Below are 22,535 nucleotides of genomic sequence, written 5' to 3'. Positions count from 1 at the left end.
CGGCTTTTCGGGCCGCCCTTCCTTTTTCCCGGAAGAAAATCGCGCAGCAACGGTTGCGTATGTTGCCGGAGGCCGCCGGCGAATAATTGGCGGCACCGGCACCTGTTGCTAAAAAGAATTTCAGAAAACGAAAGTTTAAGTCATTCCATAGCTCGTGTCCCTTACTGTCTATACCCATGGCTGCGTCGTACACGGTGAAATTATCGGGATGGATACATCGAGGCTCCAGAGTTTGAATTACAGAATAGTCATTTCTGACCGTCTGTTCACCATTGATTACGCAAATCTCGGATACCATCTGACTTTGCCCAACGGAATAGATGCCGGAGTGCCGGTGTGGAACTATTGCGGTCAGCGTAAGGCTCTTATCATAAGCCGACTGCAGAAAGACAAGTTCATGCGACTGTGTGCAGCCATCGAGTTCTGTGCCACCCGCAATATTCCTTTCGAGATTGCGGGGATGTCTGAGAACAGCTCCATGACCAAGAGACTGAAACGCCGATATACCCTGCGCCCCGACGTGTTTGCACCCGGAGCCATCAACACAAGGGAATTTCTGAAAAAGAATGCGGACAGATACCTTTTTGTTGCAGGAGTCGGGCAAGTTCTTCTCGAAGCCGGTGCTGCGGGCTTTCCATGTCTGCTCGCATCGAATAAAGGAGCCGAATATTTCACATTCCTGACCAGACACAATGTTCGGGAGAATTACGGCAGAAACCTGACGTTGGCCCATCCGGCAGAGCGGCATACCAATGTCCGGGTGTCGGACATCGAATTTGGCCAACTCGATGACTACGATATTTCCGATGCCATACGGAAGAATTTCTCCTTTTCCAAGTGTTTTGAGGAGTAACTCAACTATATCAATATCCTCCGTCTCCCCGTTTACGCCCTCAATGGCAAGTGCTTCCTGCCTGCCTCGATTCCGTATCATACATATTTACCGAAAACACGTCAATTAGCTGCCTGTGTGTTCGATGTGCCGAAATCATGCGCTTTTACAAAAATGCACCGATATCTTAAATCCTGCCGATGACGTGTGATGGGATATGTCTTCCGGTGACGCTTGTAGCGGGTGCTTTGTACAGCCCGATAGCCCTGTCGGCTTTTGGAAGGCTTTTTGCGCCGTCTTAATTATGTACTTGTTCGTTAGCTTCGTAGTCGTGAAACTGCCTAAATAAAATGTGCCCGACACACTGTGTCGGGCACATTTGTTCGTTTCTCTGCCAATCAACGAGCAAGTGTCAGCTTTATATAATCAATATTCCTCCTCGTTGAAGAAGAAGTCGTCTTTGCTGGGGTAGTCAGGCCAGATGTCTTCGATGCTTTCGTAGATGTCGCCCTCGTCCTCAATCTCGTTCAGGTTCTCTATGACTTCAAGCGGAGCGCCGGAACGGACCGCGTAATCTATCAATTCGTCTTTTGTGGCAGGCCACGGCGCATCTTCCAATTTGGATGCGAGTTCTAATGTCCAATACATAATTTGCCTGTATTTAAGTTGTCACTCAATCCTACAAGGATGCGAATGTATAAAAAAATTTTCAATATGCAACTCCCTCTCATCAATGGGCACTGATTTTCTTGGCTTTTGTCTTATGCCTTATCGTAACGTATTTGCCCGGAGGCTTATTGCGCGTCTGTCCGGTAAAGAGGGCATTTGTCGCCGGCCTTCAGGGTTCCCACAGGATTTCCTCTGCGCCGAGGAGCATGGCGAGTCTTCGTCCGAGTACGTAAAAGTAGTCCGACAGTCTGTTCAGGAACATGAGCGCATTGGAAGAGATGGGGTACTGCGCGGCAGCGCGACAGGCCTGGCGTTCGGCCCTGCGGCAGACGGTACGGCAGATGTGGGCCTGCGATACGACGATGTGTCCGCCCGGCAGGGTGAACCGCTCTATCGGCGGCAGGACGGCGCTGATTTCGTCGATTCGTTTTTCGAGAAATCCGATGTCAGCGCCGTTGAGGTCTTTTACCTTATCTTCGCTGCCATGCCCAAGGGCCATCAGCGATTCGGTGTGCATCAGCAGTCTCGATATGACAATCAGGTCGTCGTCGAACTGTGTAACGTCCTCACCGTTCAACATGTCCCGGAGCATGGCCGTCTGGGCGGAGAGTTCGTCGATGGAACCGTAGGCCTCCACCCGGACGTCGTATTTCGGGACGCGTTCTCCGCCGATGAGGGAGGTACTCCCTTGGTCGCCGCCTTTGGTATATATTTTCATCGTTTCAGAGTTTTATGTGTTCATTGTTCAGGCCGTCGGAACCGAAAAGAAAGATGACTGTCCGACAATCGATGCTCATTCCTCTGTGGTTGCTTACCGCCTTCATACACCCGCGGTAACGAGCTTTTCCTTTGGCAGGAGAGAGCAGGCAGACGATGTGCCCGGGGGCGGGCAGCGTTTCATTGCCGACGGTCGTCGCCGTCGTGAAAACCTCCATACTTCCTCCGTCTTCCCTTGCGGGGCTTTCCGCGACAGGTTCTGCGTCTATGCAGCATTGCCGGCATACCAGATAGTCGTATAGAGCCTGTATCAGGCTGGCCTGCCGTACGGTACCGCCATGTTCCCTGAGAGCCGAATAGACGCTGCCTTTTGCAGGGAGGTGCCGGCGTTTCATGTAGATATTCCGAACCAAACCGTAGGCAAAAGGCGAGTGAACGCCATGTCCCCGGAAATGGCGTAGCCGGCAACAGGAGGCTGCGTGCATGAAAGCGTTGAAGATGTAGTCTCTCGCTCCTGGCATCTATTCCTCGTGTTTAAGCCGGCCGGCCAGACGGCCTGTGGAGAAGGCTATCTGGAGGTTGTAACCGCCGGTGTTGGCGTCGAGGTCGAGCACTTCCCCTGCGAAATACAATCCCCGTACCAGCCTCGACTCCATCGTGGCGGGATTGACTTCACTGACCGTTATGCCACCTGCGGTAACTATGGCCTCTTCGAACGGGCGGTAGTCGCTGACAGGAATGCGGAAATCCTTCAGTGTCCTTATCAATGTTTCCGCCATCTCCGGAGCGGCCTGCCGAAGGAGCCGTTTCGGATGTCCGCCGACGGCTTTGGCTATCGGCATCACCAGTTCTTTCGGGACGAGCCGGCGCAGCAGGTCGGCCATCGGGGCTTCCGGACCGAGCTCGCCGGTCTCCCGTCCGATACGTTCACGCAGGGTGGCCTCGTCCAGCGCCGGTTTGAGGTCGACAGACAGCTCTACCCGGTGCCCCTCTATCAGGGCATCTACGGCTGTCCGGCTCATGCGCAGTACGACGGCCCCCTCTACGCCGCGCGGCGAAAAGGACATCTCCCCGAACTCCTCTGCGACGGCCGTTCCGTCCAGAAGAAGTTTGGCGGATATGTTCCGCAGATGTAGTCCGTACAGAAACTCCCGGTCGGGCATGGAGGTCTCCAGCGGGACGAGCGATGGCCGGATGGGTTCGATGGTATGCCCGAGGGCATGGGCCAGAGCGTATCCGTCACCCGTGGAACCTGTGGCCGGGTAGGAGGCGCCTCCCGTACAGAGAACGACGGCCGGGGCTTCCGCCCGTCGGAGGAATCCCTTTTTCGTCTTGTAATTGACGCCGCGCACCCGGTTGCCGAGCAGCAGTATCTCGCAGACGGCCGCATGACAGATTATCTCCACGCCCGCCTCCCGACACCACTCCACGAGTGCTTCGGCGATATCCCATGCCTTGCCGCTTTTGGGGAATACGCGTCCGCCCTGTTCGGTGGAGAGCCGTACCCCGAGCCTCTCGAAGAATTTTACGAGTGCCCTGTTGTCGAACTCCGCATAGGCAGGGGCGAAGAACTCCTGGTTGGCCTGTATCTTTGCGAGGAACTCTTCGGCGGGTCTGATATTCGTCAGGTTGCAGCGTCCCTTGCCCGTGATGCGTACTTTGCGTGCGGGTTTCTCCATTTTTTCCAGCAGGACTACTTTCGCTCCGGCCGAGGCGGCGGTACCTGCCGCCATGAGTCCGGCAGCCCCGCCGCCGATTATGATGAGGTCGTATTCCATATGTCCGTCTAATTTTACGCAAAGATAGCCTCTTGTCCACAAAACGTCTTATCGGCGGCGGTTATTTATCCGTTGCATGGAAAAATGATTATCTTTGCCGACGCTAAACGAAACCACGATAGAGATATGTTCAGCCGCAGGTTCCTGAGGATAAAAGTTATAAAGGCCCTTTATTCGCATTTCAAGTCGGGATGCGACTCCATGATAACGTCGGAGAAGAATCTCGTCGGCAGCATAGACAAGGCCTATGACCTTTATTTTCAGATGCTCCGTCTCGTGGCGGACGTGAAGGTCTATGCGGAGGAGCGGATTGAGCTCGGGCGCAACAAGAAGCTGCCCACCTATTCCGACCTGCATCCGAATCTGAGTTTCGTCGAGAATGGGGTGATAGCCCAGATAGAAGAGAGCGCGGCGCTCAATGCACGGCTTGAAAAAGCGGCGCTGGGGTGGAACCAGTATCCGGAGCTCATTAAACACCTCTACACCCTGATGTCCGAAAGCGAATACTACAAGCGTTACATGCAGTTGCCGACCCATGGTTATGCAAGCGACCGGACCGTGGTGGAAGACTTCTACATCGAGACGGTACAGAACAACGATATGTTGGAGTCTGTCGTGGAGGAGCAGTCCATCCTGTGGTGCGACGACATAGATTTCGCCCTTATCATGGTGGTACGTACCCTGGAGAACTGCCGGGAGAAGCAGGACGACCTGCCCATCCGGCGTGAATATAAGAGCGAGGACGACCTTTCCTTCACGAAAGAGCTGTTCCGTAAGACGGTCGTGCATTTCGACGAGTATCAGGAGTATATCGAGAAGTTTACTACCAACTGGGATGTGGAGCGTATTGCGTTCCTCGACAACATCATCCTCGCATGTGCCGTGGCCGAGATTGTCGGATTTGATTCCATACCGGTCAAAGTGACGCTGGACGAGTATATCGAAATAGCCAAATATTACAGTACGCCGGGCAGTAGTCTCTTCATCAACGGCGTGCTCGACCGGATTGTCGAGTCGCTCCGCAGTGAGGGAAAGATAAACAAAACCGGCCGCGGGCTGATGGAGTGAGCGGACAGCGGCGCGATGAAAGTGGGGAGGAGATACATGGCATTGCTTTTAGCCGGAGGCCTTGCGGCCTGCTGTTTCTCCTGCCGTTCTCGTGGAGCTGCGACTCATCTTCCGGGTACGGTGCTGGAAGTCTCCGATTCGTCCATTCTCTCTCTCCGCAGGGATACGTTCGATTTGGGCAGGCTTCGGGAAGGAGAACGCATCGTGAAGGAGTTTTCCGTGAAGAATAGCGGCAATGTACCGTTCGTCGTCAGCAGTGCGGAGTCCGATTGCGGATGTATCGTGTCCGAATACGACCGCCGGCCCGTTGCGCCTGGTGAGTATGCGCCGCTCGGTGTATCGTTCGATTCGCGCGGCTACCGGGGATACCTGCTGAAGAGGGTGGCGCTGACTACCACGTTACGTCGCGAACCGCTGGTATTCTATCTGGAGGCAGTCATCGAATAGGGAAAAATAGACGTTCCGTCTTGTAATTTCACTGAAAAGGCTTACATTTGCAGAACAACATTTTAATATAGTAAGGATACGACGATGAGTTTAAACATGATTTATTTGCAGCAGGCTGCCGCACAGGGAGGCAGCGGTCTCAGTTTCATCATAATGATGGTTCTGATATTTGTCGTGATGTGGTTCTTTATGATACGTCCGCAGCAGAAACGGCAGAAAGAGCTGAACAATTTCCGCAATTCGCTCGAGGTGGGGCAGAAAGTCATCACCGCCGGCGGTATTTACGGCAAGATAAAGGAGGTGAAGGAGGCTTACGTACTGATGGAAATCGACAACAACGTCCACATCCGCGTAGATAAGAATATGATTATGAAAGACCCGACGGACCTGCCCCAGCCGCAGAAGTAGCCGTCGTCCGTTACAGACGATATGCAGCACGGCCGGATAAGTGAACTTATCCGGCCGTGCTTTTCCTGCGGACAGGCATCCGTGCCGTTATTTCGTGGCGACGAAAAACATGTCGAAACATTTGTCGTCGGCTTTCTTGAGAAAATAGTCACTGGTGCAGATGGAACTCGTCAGTTCGTGGTCGGCTTTCAAGAGTTTCCGACGGTTCAGCCGGTTCATGATGTCGTACGGCAGGCGGAGCATCCATCGGGGCAGGTGCTGCTGCAATTTGAGAATGTCGAACTTCATGATGCGTTCCACCGACTGTCGGTTGTTCTCGTAATATTGCATGACTTTTCCGTTGCCGTATATGCCGAGCGGCTCGTAATCGTCGAAGTAGCAGCCGATGAGTCCCTTGAATTCGTCTACGGTGTACTCCCGCAGATGCCACGGATTGCGCGTGAGCGACATCTCCTTGTTGGGAGTCGTGATTATCAGTTTGCCGCCCGGTCGGAGTACCCGCCGGATTTCGTTTATTGTACCGAAGTCGTCTCTGATGTGTTCGATGACCTGAAAGCAGAGAACGAAATCCATGCAGCCCGATTGTATTCCCTTTAGGGGAGGCGCCTTCATCCGGCAGAACTCGACATTGCCGCCTTCCGGCAGGATGCCGGCCGGGGGAGGTGTCTTGTCTATGGTGGTGAATCTGTCGGCATGCGGTGCAATGACGGATACGCCGTATCCGCTTCCGGTTCCTATTTCCAGTACGTTGCCGTGGACTATTTCCGCTGCCTTGCAGTAGGCCAGCATGGAACGCTGGAAAACGTAGTTGTCGGATGCATCCGTTTGAGATACCCGCTCTGCGCTCTGTATGGCCATTGTGTCATCCTTTCTTTTTTATTGCCTTTATCGTTCCATCCTCTGTATACACCGCTCCGTGGCTCAGCAGGTGGCCGAGCGCCCGCTTGAACACCTTTTTGCTCATGCCCGTGACGGTGGCCACCTTTTCCGGGGAACTTTTGTCGTGCAGGGGGAGGGTGCCTCCCGCTTCGTCGATGAGGAGTGCAAGCCGGCGGGCCGCATCCTTCACCTCATCGAATCCCTGCCGTTGCAGGCTGATGTCGATTCGGCCCTCCTCCGTGATGCGGTTCACATATCCTTCGAGTCTGTCGCCGATGTGTATCGGGCGGAACAGTTGGTTGTCGTACAATACGCCCCAATGGCGGTTTTCGATGACGACCCGGTAACCGACCGGAATGCGGCGGGCCACCAGGATATCCACCCGCTGCCGCGGACGGACGGAAACGGATTCGTTGGAGATGAAGCCGTTGAGTTTCGTGGTGGCGACTACCCGACCCGAAAGGTTGTCGCGGTAGACGAATACCACGTATCGCTTGCCCGGTTCCATTCGGAAGGACTGGTTGGAGTTGGGTACGAAGAGGTCCTTGGCCGTTATTCCCCATGCGAGGAATGCGCCGTGCAGGTTCTTGTCCACCACTTCGAGAAAAGCCGTTTCGCCCGCAGCTGCATAGGGGCGTTCGGTCGTGGCGGTCAGCCGGTTTTCGGTATCGTGATAGACGAACACCTCTTTCGTGTCGCCAATTCGGTCAGCGAGCGACACGTAGCGGTTGGGAAGCAGCACTTCGTTGCCTTCCTCGTCCGCGAGGTAGAGTCCGTAATCGGATATTCTGTTTACCGTCAGTGTGTGGTAGCTTCCCGCCTGCAGCATGATTGAAGATTTATCTCTTGCAAAGTTAAGCCGGAATCCCCGCATTTCCGCATGCCGGAGGATTTTTATTTGTCGCAGTTGAATGGTGTATCGTGGACCTGGCGGCGTCAATGTCGTCATAAATCCCTACTTTTGCGGAAAACTCATGGAGATGGTATTGCGGGCAGCATTGCTTCAGATGGATATCGAGTGGGGAAAGCCTGCGGCCAATCGGGCCGTAGCCGGGCGGTTGGTACGTGCCCTGCACGATACGGATATTGCCTTTCTGCCGGAGATGTTCACCACGGGATTCATGGCTGCAGACACCGCTCTGGCCGAACCGATGGAGGGGCCTTCGGTGGAGTGGATGCGTTGTACGGCAGCCGAAACGGGTATCGCCCTGGCCGGAAGCCTTATCATAGGCGACGGCAGAGAACGGCCCTACAACCGGTTCGTGTTCGCCTTTCCGGACGGGCGTATCGATTGGTACGACAAACGGCACCTTTTTTCGTTCAGCGGCGAAGATACGCTGTATGCTCCCGGATGCGCCAGGGTCGTATTGGAATACAAGGGTTTCCGTATCCTGCCGATGGTGTGCTACGACCTTCGTTTCCCCGTGTGGAGCCGCGCTCGGTCGGATTATGACGTGGCTGTCTATGCGGCATCCTGGCCGCAGGCCCGGATAGGGGCGTGGGATGCCTTGCTTCGGGCGCGGGCCATCGAGAATCAGTGCTACGTGCTCGGCATCAACCGGGTGGGCAGCGACCCGTCGGCCTTTTATGACGGCCATTCCGTCGCAGTGGATTTCTTCGGCAATGTCATGGGCAGGCTGGCGGAGGGCGAAGCGGGCGTTATTCGTACCGAACTCGACCACGAGCGGCTCGATGCCTACCGAGAACGTTTCCGGGCATGGGAGGATGCCGACCGTTTTACGCTGACGGTGTAGCGCGTTCCGTTTTCCTTCGGCCGACTGTTGCGGCAGAAGAGTTGCGGAAATAAAATCGTATCTTTACACGTTTAATTTATCAATGGGATTCCGATGAAAAGATTGACCTTGTATGCGGCGACATGCGCGGTTCTGCTCGCGGGGTGTTCGCAGCCCTCCTATTCGCAGGTCTCGGCGGGGGGAGAGGAGTTTTCGGCTATCGCTCTGCCGGCGTTGCCCGAGAAGCTGGATTTTGCGGGCGAAGAGGTGCCGCTGGAGTATTTCGACGTCCGGGAGGCTCTTCAGCGGGAACTGCTCGTGACCTCGTACATGCATTCCGGTACGTTCCGGACGCTGCTGAACATGAAGCGCTACTTCAGCGTCATCGAACCGATATTGGAGCGGAACGGGATTCCGGACGATTTCAAATATCTGTGCATGGCCGAGAGTGCTCTGAATCCGGAAACGGTTTCACCGGCCGGGGCGGCGGGGCTGTGGCAGTTCATGCCCAAGACGGGTAGAGAGTACGGATTGGCCGTCGGGTCTCAGGTAGACGAACGGTACGACATCGAGAAATCGACCGAGGCGGCCTGTGCATACCTGCGCGATGCCTATGAACGGTTCGGCAGTTGGACGCTCGCGGCGGCGGCCTACAACGCCGGCAATGCAGGGGTGAGCCGCCGCATGGAGATTCAGGGAACGGAAAACTATTACGATACTTTTCTGCCGCAGGAGACCATGCGGTACCTTTATCGCATCCTCTCCCTCAAAATCGTGGGGTCCGACCCGGAAGCATACGGGTTCCGACTGCGTGGGGACGATTACTACGGGCCGCTGGACGATTACCGGACGGTGGAGGTGAGCGGACGCGACATCAAGTGGCCGGAGGTGGCAGGCCGTTACGGGACGAACTATAAGATGCTGCGGTTGCTCAATCCGTGGATGCGCGATTATGTGTACGACAACAAGGAGGGTCGCATCCTGAAGGTCAAGGTGCCCGGCAGAAATTTCAGGGCTGCGCGGTAGGAAACGGGCCGCGGGCGCAACGGAGAGCTGTGAAGTGAAGGAAAACGATATGATATCGGTCCTCGGAGCGAGGGCCAACAATCTGAAGGATATAGACGTCGATATTCCGCGCGGGAAACTGGTGGTGATAACCGGCCTGTCCGGGTCGGGCAAGTCGTCGCTCGCATTCGACACCATCTATGCCGAGGGGCAGCGGCGTTATATGGAAACGTTGTCGGCCTATGCGCGGCAGTTCGTCGGAGCCATGGAGCGTCCCGACGTGGACAAGATAACGGGGCTCAGTCCTGTAGTGGCCATCGAGCAGAAGACCACCAACAAAAATCCCCGCTCGACGGTGGGGACGGTGACCGAAATCAACGACTTTCTGCGTCTGCTCTATGCGCGGGCTGCACGGGCCTATTCGCCCGTGACGGGCGAGGAGATGGTGCACTACACCGACGCGCAGATAGCCGACCTGATTATGGACGGTTACTCCGGCCGGAAAGTGGCGCTGCTGGCTCCGGTCGTGGCCGGCCGCAAGGGGCATTACCGGGAACTGTTCGAAGCTTTTGCCAAAAAAGGGTACATTTATGCCCGTGTGGACGGAGAGATACGGGAAATCACGCCCGGCATGCATCTCGACCGTTACAAGGTGCATAACATAGACCTCGTCGTAGACCGTCTTGTGGTGAACGACGGAGTGCGGGAGCGTCTGATGAAGAGCCTGCAGGAGGCGATGCGTCAGGGAAAGGGGACGATATCCTTGTACGATTACGAGCGGGACACGTCGCGTTATTACAGCCGTCATCTCATGTGTCCGACCAGCGGAGTGGCGTTCAACGACCCTGCACCGCACACCTTCTCCTTCAATTCGCCGCAGGGGGCTTGTCCGCATTGCGGCGGCCTGGGCGAGGTGGCGGTATTCGACCGGGAAAAAGTGATTCCCGACCCCCGCAAGTCCATCAAGGCCGGAGGCATCGAACCGTTCGGCAGGTATGCCAACAACATGCTGTTCGCCATTCTTACCGCATTGGGGCACCGTTACGGTTTCACGCTGGAGGAACCCATACGGAACATATCGGAAGAGGGTATCAATGCCATCCTGAACGGCGACTCGGAACCGTTGAAAATCAATATGCAGGAGTTCGCCTCTTACGGCGGGACGCGTATGGTGGGCTGGGAGGGTATCGGTGAATACATCTCCCGGCTCGATGACGATGCGGCCGGCGGCAGGGGTAACAAATGGGCCGGACAGTTCATTGTCCGCCGTCCGTGCGAAGTGTGCGGCGGAACACGTCTGAAAGACGAAGCGCTGCATTTCCGTATCGCGGGTAGGAATATTGCCGAAGTGTCGGCCATGAGTATCGAGGAGTTCGCGCGCTGGGTGGACGATGTGCCTGCGCAGCTGACCGAACGGGAGCTGACCATTGCCCGCGAGATACTCAAGGAGATACGCGAGCGGCTCGGTTTCCTTATCGACGTGGGATTGGGGTACCTTTCCCTCGCGCGTTCGTCGCGGTCGCTATCGGGCGGCGAGAGCCAGCGTATCCGGCTCGCCACACAGATAGGTTCCAAATTGGTGAACGTTCTCTATATTCTGGACGAGCCGAGCATCGGGCTCCATCAGCGGGACAACCGCAAACTCATCCGAAGCCTTCAGGAGCTCCGGGACGCCGGCAATTCGGTCATCGTAGTGGAGCACGACGAGGAGATGATACGCAGTGCCGACCATATCATCGACGTCGGGCCGCTTGCCGGGCGGAAAGGCGGCTATATCGTGGCGCAGGGTACTCCGGAGGAGATTATGAAGTCCGACAGCATCACCGCCCGGTACCTGAACGGTGAATGCCGCATCGAAGTGCCCTCCAGAAGACGCGCAGGCAACGGGAACCGTATCGTACTGAGAGGGGCGCGGGGCAACAACCTGAAAAACGTTACGGTCGAGTTCCCGCTCGGCGAACTGATATGCGTGACGGGTGTCAGCGGCAGCGGCAAGTCCACCATCGTGAACGATACGCTGCGTCCGGCCATCAGCCGTCGGCTCTACCGTTCGTTCGACCAGCCGCTCGAATACGACTCCATCGAGGGGCTGGAGCATATCGACAAGCTGGTCGTCGTGGACCAATCCCCGATAGGACGTACCCCGCGGAGCAATCCGGCCACCTACTCCAATGTTTTCGGTGATATACGCAAACTCTTCGAGGCCACTCCCGATGCGCAGGCACGCGGTTTCAAGGCGGGACGTTTCTCCTTCAATGTGAAGGGGGGACGCTGCGAAGAGTGCAAGGGAGCCGGAGTACAGACGATTGAAATGAACTTCCTGCCCGATGTTTACGTGACGTGCAAGGCGTGCGGCGGGAAACGTTACAACCGGGAGACGCTCGAGGTGAAATACAAGGGGAAAAGCATCAACGACGTGCTCGACATGACCGTGAACATGGCCGTCGAATTTTTTGAGCATATTCCCGGTATCTATACGAAACTGCGTGCGATTCAAGAGGTGGGACTCGGCTATCTCAAGCTGGGACAGCCGTGTACCACGCTGTCGGGCGGCGAGAGCCAGCGTATCAAGCTGGCGAGCGAACTGGCCAAACGCGATACGGGTCGTACCCTTTATATCCTTGACGAACCCACGACGGGGCTGCATTTCGAAGACGTGCGTCAGTTGCTGGAGGTTATCAACAAACTGGTGGAACGGGGCAATACGGTCATCGTGATAGAGCATAATCTCGATGTGGTGAAGACGGCGGACCACATCATCGACATCGGTCCCGAAGGGGGAGCCGGGGGCGGTCGGGTGATAGCGTCCGGTACGCCGGAGGATGTTGCCCGTACCGAGGGCAGCTATACGGGGCAGTATCTGAAGGAGCTGCTCGGCGCGGACCGGTAGCTCACCCGACGGAAACGGAATGGATGGTGCGGGGCGACATTTGTCGCCCCGCACCATCCTGTTTTATATAAGTTGTTATATGTGGCTGGAAGTGTATGAACGTATTACCTCTAACGGCTGATGGATTATGAAGAGATTGTTGCTCGCAGTCCTGTTCGTGTGCGCATTGTTCCCGTTGTCGGGGCAGATACGTCCTTATTAGCTGATGGTGAACGAGGAGCGTACGAAAAGGTATAGTTGGGGTGTGGAGGCTACGACCAGCCTTTTTCTTGAGGGTGGGCTGCTGGCCGCATGCAATGTGTTGTACGGCTACCATTTGTCGGAAGTCTTTACGGTCGGGCTCGGATTCGGACTGAATACGCCCGTCGGCGATTTGCTTCCCGGTACCGACTTTTTCGCCCGGCTGGAAGCCGAACTGCCTGCGGGAAAGGTGGCACCGTACCTTTCGTTCGACATCGGGGGAATGTACAGTCCGTGGAGCGGCATGCCGTTTTTCGCTTTTGTCAATCCCGGTATGGGGCTCTCTTTCCGGCTCCGGAATGCCGACCGCATCTATCTCGGTCTGAGATATCAATATATGTGGCGGTATCTCTATCCCTACAGGCTCTATTCGCATAACCTGACCTTCAAGTTCGGGTACCGGTTCTGAAGCAGCCCGACGGGAGGGGGCCGTGCGATTTTTTCAGCCGCAAGTATTTGTATTTCGGAATGGAATGCCTATATTTGCACCCGCATTTTGCATATACTTAATGTAAACAACACATTTATGAACAATTACGAATCCGTTTTCATTGCCACTCCGGTCCTTTCGGACCAGCAGCTCGAAGAGCTCGCAGGCAAATTCCGCGGTGTTATCACCGAAAACGGGGGTCAAATCGTGAATGAAGAGGCGTGGGGCTTGAAAAAACTCGCGTATCCTATTCAGAAGAAGACCACCGGATACTATTTCCTCTTCGAATTTACGGGTGAAGGTCCCATCGTAGAGGCTCTCGAAACGCAGTACCGCCGCGACGAGCGTATCATCCGCTTCCTTACTTTCCGTCAGGACAAGTATGCGGTGGAATACTCGGAAAAACGCAGGAACAAACTCGCCGGTAAAACAGTCGAAAAGAAAGAGGAGGAATAGACCATGGCAGCACCTAACGCACAACAGTCGGAGATAAGGTATCTCAATCCCGTTACGGTAGATGTACGGAAGAAAAAATATTGCCGTTTCAAGAAGGCAGGTATCAAGTATGTGGATTACAAGGACCCGGAATTTCTCAAGAAGTTTCTGAACGAGCAGGGTAAGATTCTGCCCCGCCGTCTGACCGGTACTTCGCAGAAGTTCCAGAAGAAAGTGGCCCAGGCCGTCAAGCGTGCCCGTCACCTTGCCATCCTGCCATTCGTAACCGATTTGATGAAATAATAAGAGGAGGAGAGACGACCATGGAAGTAATTCTGAAAAAAGACGTAGAGAATTTGGGCTATGCCAACGACATCGTTTCGGTAAAGCCCGGTTACGCCAACAACTATCTCCTTCCGCGCGGCCTGGCGACCGTAGCTACCGAATCGGCGAAGAAGGTGTTGGCCGAGAACCTGAAACAGCGTGCCCATAAAGACGCTAAGATACTTGCCGACGCACAGGCGCTCGCAGCGAAGATAGAGGGCCTTGCGCTTGTTATCACCGCCAAGGCGGAGGAGGGGCGTATCTTCGGCTCCGTGACCTCCGCAGACCTGGCCGAAGCGATGGCCGCTCAGAGTGTGGAAGTAGACCGCAAGAACATTTCCGTAGAACCCGTCAAACAGGTGGGACAGTATGAAGCGACGGTCAAGCTCCACAGGGATGTGAAAGCGACGCTTCACTTCTCCGTAGTAGCTGCACAGGAAGAGTAACAGTTAGACAACACGAGGAAAATGAAAAAAGATATACATCCCAAGAATTACCGGTTGGTGGCATTCAAGGATATGTCCAACGACCATGTATTCATTACCCGTTCGGCGGTGAATACGAAGGAGACCATCGAGATAGACGGCGAAACCTATCCCGTGTACAAGATGGAAATTTCCAATACCTCTCATCCGTTCTATACGGGTAAGATGAAGCTCGTGGATACGGCCGGCCGTGTGGACAAGTTCATGAGCCGTTACCAGAAACACTACGACAAGAAGAACAACAAACAGTAGTTCCCTTGCGTGTAAGGATAATTTCGGGCGCAACCAAGACGGTTGCGCCCGAAATCGTTTTGGACGGGGATGGAAAGCAGCAGGAGCAGGAAAAGGAAGCGTCATGACGTGCTGTGATTGAGAAGTTTCCGTCTCGTTTGATGAAGGATGGAACGTTTGCAGGTCGGGACAGATATCTGCATCCATATTCAGGGAGATGGGACAGTGAAACTTTTCCATTGACCGACCGGCCGGGTTCTCGTTTCGGATAATCGTTAAACGGGAACATCGTAAAGATGTTCCCGTGATTATTGATGGGCGTGGAAAGATAGAGTGTGGAGAAGGGGACGAAATGTGTCGGACGGAATTTCGTGGTTCCGCCCGGCGGGCCGTATTTTACTGCATGGATTCTGCGATGCGGATGGCAGCTTCGAGAACTTCGTCCCGTCCGGCGAGGAGACCTTCGGGGGTGGGTTCCGCCCAGTGGTCGATGCGTACCCCGCAGCGTTGCGTCTCGCTGCCGTCGGGGTAGTAGACTCCTAAGCTCGATATGAGTGTCTTGTAACCGCCGGGCAGCGGGATTTCGGCAATGTTGCCGTCTGCCCCCAAGGTCGTCGAACCGACCGTTAGGCCGCGGGGAAGGGCCTGTACGGTTATGGCGGTATATTCCGCCTGACTGATGGTGTTGCCGTCAACCAGGGCGATGACAGCACCCCGGTAATAGTCCGGATTATCGTGACCTATCGCGGGACGGTCTTCACGGAAACAGCCGGGCAGGCTGTAAACGGGGTGCGTGAATATTACATGGTTGATTGCATAGGGAGCGAAATACTTACCGAGGAAGGCGAAAATCATGAAGTCGGAGGGGTAGCGCCTGAGGTCGATGATGATGGCTTCGGTATTCTTCAGTACATTCATGATGCGTCTGCCTTGCTCATTGGAGAACTGTGCGGCGTCGATGTATCCTATCCGGTCGTTGATGAGCATACAGCCCTCTTCGGAAACGGCATATTTGGGAAAATCGATGAATTCTCTTGCGTTGCGGTCTGTACGGGTCGCTATCCGTACAGTATCTGTGGCGTTGCCGCGCCGGTATTCGACGACGTACTCATCAGCGTCGGTCGAAGTAAAGGCATAGACTGTCGTTCGAAAACCTACGGCTGTTTCGTTGGAGCAGCTCACGTATTTCCGGATATCGCTGCGGATGCTGTCGATGCTTTTGCCGTTTACTGAAAGAATCTCGTCGCCGAATCGCAGGGGAGGCCATGCCGGAATATCATCCGGAATAGGCGTATGTATATCCGCAGGCTGCGAGGGGACGACCATCAGCCGGTCTCCGATAAACTGCGCATTGACCTGAATGAAAGCTTCGGCAGGGAGGAAGGCTGGGTAGAGCATGGCATGCGAATCGTGGAGCTCGGTTATCAGCATCGCCAATTGTGCGTGGTAACCTTCGGGGCCGCACTCCGTGAAGCGGCGGATATATTCCGGCAGTACCTCGTCCCACTGCTTGTCTGTCAGGTGTCGGTTGGGGTAGAAGTATTCGATGACGTTCCAATAGCGGAAAAGTGCCAGCAACCTGTAACCCGTATCGGGAGAAGTCAGGTTCGGATAACCGTTCTCCCGGGAGAAGTCCGGACTGGAGCTTCCGGGCTGTCGCGGTTTGACATAGCGATTGAACCCGCGCCGGTCGGCGAACCGGAGGCGGCATAGCAGGTCGGACAATTCGCTGCCCAACTCTGCCGTATCGGCCGTCCACGTTGTGGCAGCTTCGTGCCTGAATCCTTCGCCGCAGTACGATTCATAACGTTCGGGGGCCTCCGTGAACTCTCCAAGGCTGTGTATCCATTCGGCGAGCAGCCGGTTCCGTTCCGTTTTGTCCGCATTGCAGATAGTCGGCAGGAGACGCAGAAGCTCGGCGTCGACATCGAGCTGCCCCTTGGTGCCGTAGAAAGCAGGGTGGTGGTATTTGGCATAGCCCCATACCCGGCACAGAACATTCAGATTGCGGACGGCCGGTGTATCGACTTTCGTGCCATTAAATCCGCTGCATGTTGTCGGAAGGGCGTCGTTCCGCCCGTTGCCTGAACCGCAACCTGCAGCGATGCCCATGCAGAGAAACAGAATGCAAAGTTCCGAAAGGAAATGTCTCATATCAAGACCGCTTTTAAAGGGTTTCGGCAAGCAAGATAGGGTATTTCCGGTTCGGAAACAATAACTAATTGGAGAACGCCTATTTGAACGGCGAGTCGGGCTCGCGGGCCATTACCTTATAGAACATCATGTCGAGAAAGCGAGGCGAAAACTTTTTGATGAAGTGTGTCGCACGCCCTTCGAATTCCATTAGCAGGAGCCGTTTGCGGCGCATGATTCCTTTGGCGATGCGGTGCGCCACTTCCTCGGCGGTCATCATCTTCTCCTCTTTGCGCGGTGTGGCTCCCTGTTCCGTGCCGTCGGCAGTCAGGGCGGAGAAGCGCACGTTGGTCGCCGTGAATCCGGGGCAGGCCACCATGACGTGTACCCCTTTGCGGCGGTTCTCTATCCGCACGGTATCGAGGAATCCGGTCATGGCGTATTTGGAGGCCGAATAGCCGGTACGTCCCGGCAGCCCGTGCAGTCCGGCCACGGAAGATACTCCGACGACCGTTCCCCGGGCCGCCTGCAGGTAGGGCAGGGCGTATTTGGTACAGTAGACCGTTCCCCAGAAATTGACATCCATCAATCGGCGGAGCACATCGAGTTGCACATTGTCGAAGAGCGCCCGCATGGAGATGCCGGCGTTGCATACCAGGATGTCGATACCTCCGAAGCGTGCGACGGCCGTTTCTACCAGGCGGCGGCAATCCTCCTCGCGGGTGACATCGGCGGCACACCAGGCCACTGCGGCCCCCCGGTTCGTCAGGTCGCCGGCGATTTCGGCCAGTTTCGTGTCGTGCCGCGCCCCTATGACGACGTTGGCGCCGTTTGCGGCGAATTCATAGGCGAGCGCCCGGCCGATACCCGACGAAGCTCCTGTTATCACTACGGTCTTGCCTTTGAAAAATTCCTTTTCGGACATAGCTGTATGGTCGTTTTGATGGTTTTTGATAATATGTGCCGTCGGCCGTCATGCGGTCAGACCTGTAGCAGGCCGTAGCTCCGCAGAATGTCCCATTTTTTCGAGTGGTAGAGGATGGCAAAGGGCTCGGGGGAGTACTCCGCATAAAGCCCTTTTATCCGGCCGAGGAGAACGGGAGGCTCCGCCGTGCCGCATATTCCGGCCACATGAAGCAGGAAATCGGCCTCAGTACTGCTGAACCGGAGCGTCTTCTCTTCGCTGTTGCTGCGCACGCGTATGCCCTCCTCGATACGTTCCATGCTTCCGCCTATCCATACCAGGCGGGCCTGTTCGTCGAAAATCCGGCTCGCATCCGGCTTTATCAGGTGACCGGCTATCAGCGACTCTTCGACGGTGGTGTGCGGAACTTTCGCCGCGAACCATTTGTGAACGGGACGGTCGAGGCCGTTGCCCGCCATGTAATTGGCCAGCGACAGTCGCAGTGCGTCGCCGACCATGCCGATGTCGTAGCCGCGGTTGTCGGAGAAGAAGACCTCGTTGTTGGCGAAAGGATTCGGAACGGAGCCTTTGCGCCTGACGCCGAAGCGTTCCGGGTTCTGTCCCGACGGGCTGTGGACGGTCATGGCGTACCGATGCCAGAAAGCGGAGCCGACCAGTTCGGCACGAAAGAGCTGCCGTACCACTTCGAGGGCATCTACCGTCTCCTGGAGCGTCTGCGTCGGGAGTCCGTACATGAGGTAGGCGTGTACCATAATCCCTGCTTCGTAGAAGTTGCGCATGGCGATGGTAGCCTGTTCGATGGTGATGCCTTTCCCTATCATTTCGAGCAGCCGGTCGGAGGCTACCTCCAGCCCGCCCGATACGGCAATGCAGCCGGCGGCGGCCATCAGTCGGCACAGGTCGCCCGTAAAGGCCCGCTCGAAACGGATGTTCGTCCACCATGTGTAGCGGCGGCCGCGCCGAAGCAGTTCCAGCGACAGGTCGCGCAGCAGCCTCGGCGGTGCGGCTTCGTCTACGAAATGGAAGCCGCGGGAACCGGTTTGGGCCGCTACCGTGTCCATCCAATCCGCCAGTTCAGCAGCCGTTACGGCGTCGTACCGGCCTATGTAGTCGAGCGACGTATCGCAGAAGGCGCATTTGGCCCAGTAACATCCGTGGGCGAGCATCATCTTGTTCCACCGTCCGTCGCTCCAGAGGCGGTGCATCGGGTTGGTCACCTCGCAGAGCGAGAAGTATTTCGACAAGGGCAGTCCGCTGAAGTCGGGACATCCCCGTTCCCGGTGGCTTATCCGTTCCGCCCCTGTATGATATCCCTCCGCCGTGATGGCTCCGGTGGGTTCCTTTTCTTCCAGAATGCGGGCGAGTGTCGTCTCGCCGTCGTCGAGTACGATATAGTCCACATAGGCGAAAACGGAGCGGTCGCTCATCAGCCGCAGTTCCGTCGTGGGGTATCCGCCGCCCATGATGACCCGTATATCCGGATAACGGAGTTTTATCTGCTGCCCGCAGCGCAGGGCGGCGAGCAGGTTGCCCGGAAAGGGGACGGTGAAAGCGACGAAATCGGGGCGGTGCTCTGCTATGGCAGCGAACAGGAGTTCCGTCATCCGCTCCTCGATGATGTTCATGGGGCGGAGGAGTTCCGCTTCAAGGGTGGAGAATTCGGCAAGCGACAGCGACAGGTGTTCGGCATACCGGACTATTTCGAAAGCCGGTGTGACGGTAGCCCGGATGAAATCGCTGATGTCCTGCAGATAGAGCGTGCAGATATATTTCGCGCAATCCTGTATTCCCATCCAGCCGAACTCCTCTTCCGGCGGGGACATGGTTTCGAAACGCCCCGCCTGCGGCAGAAAGTCGCCCCGGCAGACAGCGGTGGCGAGCGTCGGCTCCTCCCCCCGGAGAAAGGCCATGACGCCCTCTATCGTAGCGGTATATTGGCTGCGCAGTGCATAGATACGTTCGAGATTAGCGTCGGCCGCATCGCCGAGCGCCTCCTCTCCCCGGGCCGATTTGTGTTCCGCGTAGGCCGTGAATACCCTTTCCAGAAATGTCTTCGAGAATATGTCTCCAAGCAGTTCTACCGAAAGGTCGTACTGTTCGGCACGGTGTCCGTGCCGGGCGAGATAACTTTTCAGATAAGCCGTTGCCGGATAGGGCGAATTGGGCTGCAGGAAAGGAGGTGTTACAAGCAATATTTTACCCATCGTGCGGATATTATTCAATCTCTATACGCAGGCCGTCCCAGGCGAATTCTACGCCTGCGGGAAGCGTATCTTTCTTGTCTGCATAGAGTCCGATTTGGTGCGACATGTGTGTGAGGTAGGTACGGCGGGCGTGTACCCGGCGGCTTATCTCCACCGCTTCGTCCACCGTGAAGTGGGAAATGTGTTTTTCGTAGCGCAGCGCATTGATGACCAATACGTCCACACCCCACAGTTTGTCGAGCTGCCTGTCGTCTATACCGTTGAAATCGGTCAGGTAGGCCAGTGCCCCGATGCGGTAGCCCGTCACGGGGAGCAGGTAGTGACGTCCGCTTATCGGTATCACGTGAAATCCTGCTACATCGAAAGGCTCGTTTTGCCGTATCGTCCGCAGGTCTATTTCCGGAGCGCCGGGGTAGCGGTTCTCGGCGAATGCGTAGTCGAAATCCTTGCGGACTGCTCTGCCTACCCGTTCGGTGGCGTATATCGGTACCGCGCGCCCTTCGAAATAGTTGAAGGCGCGGATGTCGTCTATGCCCGCGATGTGGTCCTTATGTTCGTGGGTCAGCAGGATGGCGTCCAGTGTCTTTACTCCTTCGCGCAGCATCTGGTAGCGAAAGTCGGGGCCGGCGTCGATGACGATACGGGCATCTGCGCCGACAGGACGGGGGTACATGGCATGGGCCGGTTGCTGCGGCAGTTCGTCGGCCGGTCGCTTTCCGGGTGCCGAATCGAAACGTTCTATCATGACCGATGAACGCAGCCGTTTGTCGCGGCTGTCGTGCGAGCGGCACACTTCGCAGTTGCATCCAATCATGGGCACTCCCTGCGACGTACCCGTGCCGAGAAACGTCAGTCTTAGCATCTTCCTCCTCCGTTGGTTGTAATCCGTGTTTTGATTCTTCAAAAATAACGAATTTTCGGGCCGCGGCAAATAAAAAGGTCTCCGAATCCGGAGACCTTTCGATATGGTGACGGCGAAGGCTTAGCAGTCTGCGGTAGCCTTTTCGAGTCGTTTAAGAATGGAGAAGATGAAGATGGCGGAGATGACGCATACCACGATGAGTACGCCCCAAATCATCCAGAGCTGCATGCCGCTTTCCCAGATGTTGGCGATGACGCTGGTCAGGTAGTTGCCAACGGCCGTAGCAGCGAACCAGAAGCCCATCATCATACCCTTGTATTTGGGCGGTGCCACCTTCGATACGAACGAGATACCCATCGGGCTGAGGAGCAGCTCGCCGAACGTCAGCACAAGGTATGTGGAGATAAGCCAGTTGGGCGATACGAGAATGTCGCTCGTACCGTTGATTTGCGTAGGATTGGCCAGGCCGCGCGAAGCGAGTGCCATGACGAGGAATCCGCAGGCCGCAATCAACATACCCATACCGATTTTCTTCGGAGTCGAAGGTTCCTTGCCTTTCTTGGCGAGGGCTCCGAAGAGCGCTACCGAGATGGGCGTCAGCAGTACCACGAAGAAGGGGTTGAACTGCTGGAAGAGCTGCGGCTCGATATGTGTACTGGGATTGAGGTTCATGTAAAGGATGATGCACAGTACAATCATTAGGGCGAAGATACCGGCCGAGATGGATTTCGCCTTTTTCGTGGTGGACTGGAAGATGCTGAACAGACTGTACATGGCGATGACGATGCAGGTCATCATGGGAAGGCTGAATCCTATCCGGGTGAGACCTTCGGCTGAATTGGCGGTGTAGTCACGTGCGAACCAGGTGAGTGTAAGACCGTTCTGATGGAAAGACATCCAGAAGAAGATAACGACCACGAATACGAGCACGAGGGCAGTGATACGCTGTTTGGTCTGTTCTTTGGTCAGCTCTACAACCTTTTCTCCATGGGCGGCGGCCTGTGCTGCCTGCTGCTTGGAGGTTACGTCGGCATGTTTGAAGGTCTTCTTGAAACCGAGGTAGATGGCCATGGAAACCACGAGCGAGAAGCAGGCTACCGCGAATCCCATGTGGTATGAACCGGCCAGAGCGTCGATGTAGGAACTTGCGAAATCGGCGATGCTGCCCGTCCATCCCTGAGCGCCGGCGAGGGTCTCCAGCTTGGAGGCCACGTCGCCTCCGGTATCCGGATTCTTGAGGAATTCGTTGGCCAGCGAGGGTATGTTGGCGTCGTAGAAGAAACCGTTTTTCTTCAGCTGCCAGTTGGCGATGGCCGTAGCCGCCGAGGGAGCGTACATGGCGCCGATGTTGATGGCCATGTAGAAGATACTGAACGCGCTGTCGCGTTTGGCGCTGTACCGCGGGTCATCGTAGAGGTTACCTACCATTACCTGCAGGTTGCCCTTGAAAAGGCCCGTGCCGACGCATATCAGCACGAGGGCTCCGATGAGCGAGACCATGGCGACGGAACCCGATGCGGGGACGGCCATGAGCAGGTAGCCGAGGAACATGACCACGATACCGAGCGTGACCATCTTGCCGTATCCGAACTTATCGGCGAGGATACCGCCGATGAGCGGCATGAAATAGACACCGGCCAGGAAGAAGCCGTAGAACTGGCCTGCCTGAGCCGCCGTGAAGCCGAACTTTGCCTGAAGGAACAACACAAAAATGGCGAGCATCGTGTAGTAGCCGAAACGCTCGCCCGTGTTGGCCAAAGCCAAAGCGTACAAGCCTTTGGGATGTCCTTTAAACATAAGATTTTAATTTAGAATTAGTTAATTATGGTAAATGAATTTT

The 22,535-nt window shown here is 55.9% G+C and carries 23 protein-coding genes; 12 read left to right on the top strand and 11 right to left on the bottom strand.

Annotated elements, in window-relative coordinates:
• The first annotated feature begins 208 nt into the window (after positions 1–208).
• Positions 209–853 (top strand): glycosyltransferase family protein, encoded by a 645-nt coding sequence (locus BQ5361_RS04420; protein WP_071424937.1) that lies wholly within the window; start codon positions 209–211, stop codon positions 851–853.
• 405 nt (positions 854–1,258) lie between these two features.
• Here BQ5361_RS04420 and BQ5361_RS04415 read toward each other — a convergent pair whose 3' ends face one another.
• The 4 genes from BQ5361_RS04415 to BQ5361_RS04400 all read right to left on the bottom strand — a co-directional run bounded on the left by BQ5361_RS04415 (position 1,259) and on the right by BQ5361_RS04400 (position 4,038).
• Positions 1,259–1,480 carry a DUF2795 domain-containing protein gene (locus tag BQ5361_RS04415; protein WP_022063641.1) on the bottom strand — a complete coding sequence of 74 codons (222 nt, stop codon included), beginning with the start codon at positions 1,478–1,480 and terminating at the stop codon, positions 1,259–1,261.
• Between the two features lie 190 nt (positions 1,481–1,670).
• Positions 1,671–2,219, bottom strand: a complete 549-nt coding sequence (locus tag BQ5361_RS04410) for a cob(I)yrinic acid a,c-diamide adenosyltransferase (protein WP_035473897.1) — start codon at positions 2,217–2,219, stop codon at positions 1,671–1,673.
• 4 nt (positions 2,220–2,223) lie between these two features.
• A complete protein-coding gene (locus BQ5361_RS04405) occupies positions 2,224–2,739 on the bottom strand; it encodes a hypothetical protein (RefSeq protein ID WP_022063639.1) in 516 nt (171 codons plus the stop codon).
• Positions 2,740–4,038, bottom strand: a complete 1,299-nt coding sequence (locus BQ5361_RS04400; RefSeq protein WP_257527029.1) for a BaiN/RdsA family NAD(P)/FAD-dependent oxidoreductase — start codon at positions 4,036–4,038, stop codon at positions 2,740–2,742.
• 84 nt (positions 4,039–4,122) lie between these two features.
• On the opposite strand from BQ5361_RS04400, the gene nusB reads away from it, so the two are divergent.
• From nusB to yajC, 3 genes are all read left to right on the top strand, one after another.
• Complete coding sequence (gene nusB, locus BQ5361_RS04395; protein WP_022063637.1) at positions 4,123–5,064, top strand: transcription antitermination factor NusB; 942 nt, start codon at positions 4,123–4,125, stop codon at positions 5,062–5,064.
• Positions 5,065–5,100: 36 nt separating this feature from the next.
• Positions 5,101–5,511, top strand: coding sequence for a DUF1573 domain-containing protein (locus BQ5361_RS04390; protein WP_022063636.1), 411 nt, complete (start codon positions 5,101–5,103; stop codon positions 5,509–5,511).
• A gap of 84 nt (positions 5,512–5,595) precedes the next feature.
• Positions 5,596–5,919, top strand: coding sequence for a preprotein translocase subunit YajC (gene yajC, locus BQ5361_RS04385; RefSeq protein WP_022063635.1), 324 nt, complete (start codon positions 5,596–5,598; stop codon positions 5,917–5,919).
• An 87-nt stretch (positions 5,920–6,006) separates the two neighbouring features.
• On the opposite strand, the gene BQ5361_RS04380 is transcribed toward yajC, so the two are convergent.
• Together BQ5361_RS04380 and BQ5361_RS04375 are read right to left on the bottom strand one after the other, a co-directional pair.
• Positions 6,007–6,777, bottom strand: a complete 771-nt coding sequence (locus BQ5361_RS04380) for a class I SAM-dependent methyltransferase (protein ID WP_022063634.1) — start codon at positions 6,775–6,777, stop codon at positions 6,007–6,009.
• Between the two features lie 4 nt (positions 6,778–6,781).
• Positions 6,782–7,627 (bottom strand): CvfB family protein, encoded by an 846-nt coding sequence (locus tag BQ5361_RS04375; protein ID WP_035473891.1) that lies wholly within the window; start codon positions 7,625–7,627, stop codon positions 6,782–6,784.
• Positions 7,628–7,772: 145 nt separating this feature from the next.
• On the opposite strand from BQ5361_RS04375, the gene BQ5361_RS04370 reads away from it, so the two are divergent.
• The 8 genes from BQ5361_RS04370 to BQ5361_RS04335 all read left to right on the top strand — a co-directional run bounded on the left by BQ5361_RS04370 (position 7,773) and on the right by BQ5361_RS04335 (position 14,592).
• Positions 7,773–8,552 carry a nitrilase-related carbon-nitrogen hydrolase gene (locus BQ5361_RS04370; RefSeq protein WP_257527024.1) on the top strand — a complete coding sequence of 260 codons (780 nt, stop codon included), beginning with the start codon at positions 7,773–7,775 and terminating at the stop codon, positions 8,550–8,552.
• A gap of 93 nt (positions 8,553–8,645) precedes the next feature.
• Positions 8,646–9,557, top strand: a complete 912-nt coding sequence (locus tag BQ5361_RS04365) for a lytic transglycosylase domain-containing protein (protein ID WP_022063631.1) — start codon at positions 8,646–8,648, stop codon at positions 9,555–9,557.
• Positions 9,558–9,606: 49 nt separating this feature from the next.
• The gene (gene uvrA, locus BQ5361_RS04360) at positions 9,607–12,426 is read left to right on the top strand and encodes an excinuclease ABC subunit UvrA (protein WP_035473926.1); all 2,820 of its coding nucleotides are present in this window, start codon (positions 9,607–9,609) and stop codon (positions 12,424–12,426) included.
• Positions 12,427–12,631: 205 nt separating this feature from the next.
• Entirely contained in the window at positions 12,632–13,075 is a 444-nt protein-coding gene (locus BQ5361_RS04355; protein ID WP_035473889.1) for a hypothetical protein, read from the top strand.
• 117 nt (positions 13,076–13,192) lie between these two features.
• A complete protein-coding gene (gene rpsF / locus BQ5361_RS04350; RefSeq protein ID WP_022063627.1) occupies positions 13,193–13,552 on the top strand; it encodes a 30S ribosomal protein S6 in 360 nt (119 codons plus the stop codon).
• A 3-nt stretch (positions 13,553–13,555) separates the two neighbouring features.
• The gene (rpsR, locus tag BQ5361_RS04345; protein WP_022063626.1) at positions 13,556–13,834 is read left to right on the top strand and encodes a 30S ribosomal protein S18; all 279 of its coding nucleotides are present in this window, start codon (positions 13,556–13,558) and stop codon (positions 13,832–13,834) included.
• A gap of 20 nt (positions 13,835–13,854) precedes the next feature.
• Complete coding sequence (rplI, locus tag BQ5361_RS04340) at positions 13,855–14,301, top strand: 50S ribosomal protein L9 (RefSeq protein WP_022063625.1); 447 nt, start codon at positions 13,855–13,857, stop codon at positions 14,299–14,301.
• 21 nt (positions 14,302–14,322) lie between these two features.
• A complete protein-coding gene (locus BQ5361_RS04335) occupies positions 14,323–14,592 on the top strand; it encodes a type B 50S ribosomal protein L31 (protein ID WP_022063624.1) in 270 nt (89 codons plus the stop codon).
• Between the two features lie 375 nt (positions 14,593–14,967).
• Here BQ5361_RS04335 and BQ5361_RS04330 read toward each other — a convergent pair whose 3' ends face one another.
• From BQ5361_RS04330 to BQ5361_RS04310, 5 genes are all read right to left on the bottom strand, one after another.
• Entirely contained in the window at positions 14,968–16,725 is a 1,758-nt protein-coding gene (locus tag BQ5361_RS04330; RefSeq protein WP_035473887.1) for a S41 family peptidase, read from the bottom strand.
• 79 nt (positions 16,726–16,804) lie between these two features.
• The gene (locus BQ5361_RS04325; protein ID WP_022063622.1) at positions 16,805–17,629 is read right to left on the bottom strand and encodes an SDR family oxidoreductase; all 825 of its coding nucleotides are present in this window, start codon (positions 17,627–17,629) and stop codon (positions 16,805–16,807) included.
• 56 nt (positions 17,630–17,685) lie between these two features.
• Complete coding sequence (locus BQ5361_RS04320) at positions 17,686–19,833, bottom strand: B12-binding domain-containing radical SAM protein (protein WP_035473884.1); 2,148 nt, start codon at positions 19,831–19,833, stop codon at positions 17,686–17,688.
• Positions 19,834–19,843: 10 nt separating this feature from the next.
• Positions 19,844–20,695, bottom strand: coding sequence for an MBL fold metallo-hydrolase (locus BQ5361_RS04315; protein WP_035473882.1), 852 nt, complete (start codon positions 20,693–20,695; stop codon positions 19,844–19,846).
• Between the two features lie 120 nt (positions 20,696–20,815).
• Complete coding sequence (locus tag BQ5361_RS04310) at positions 20,816–22,492, bottom strand: peptide MFS transporter (protein ID WP_022063619.1); 1,677 nt, start codon at positions 22,490–22,492, stop codon at positions 20,816–20,818.
• Positions 22,493–22,535: the final 43 nt, after the last annotated feature.

This window comes from Tidjanibacter massiliensis (assembly GCF_900104605.1).
Classification (GTDB): domain Bacteria; phylum Bacteroidota; class Bacteroidia; order Bacteroidales; family Rikenellaceae; genus Tidjanibacter; species Tidjanibacter inops.
This window is presented reverse-complemented; position numbering and strand designations above follow the sequence as displayed.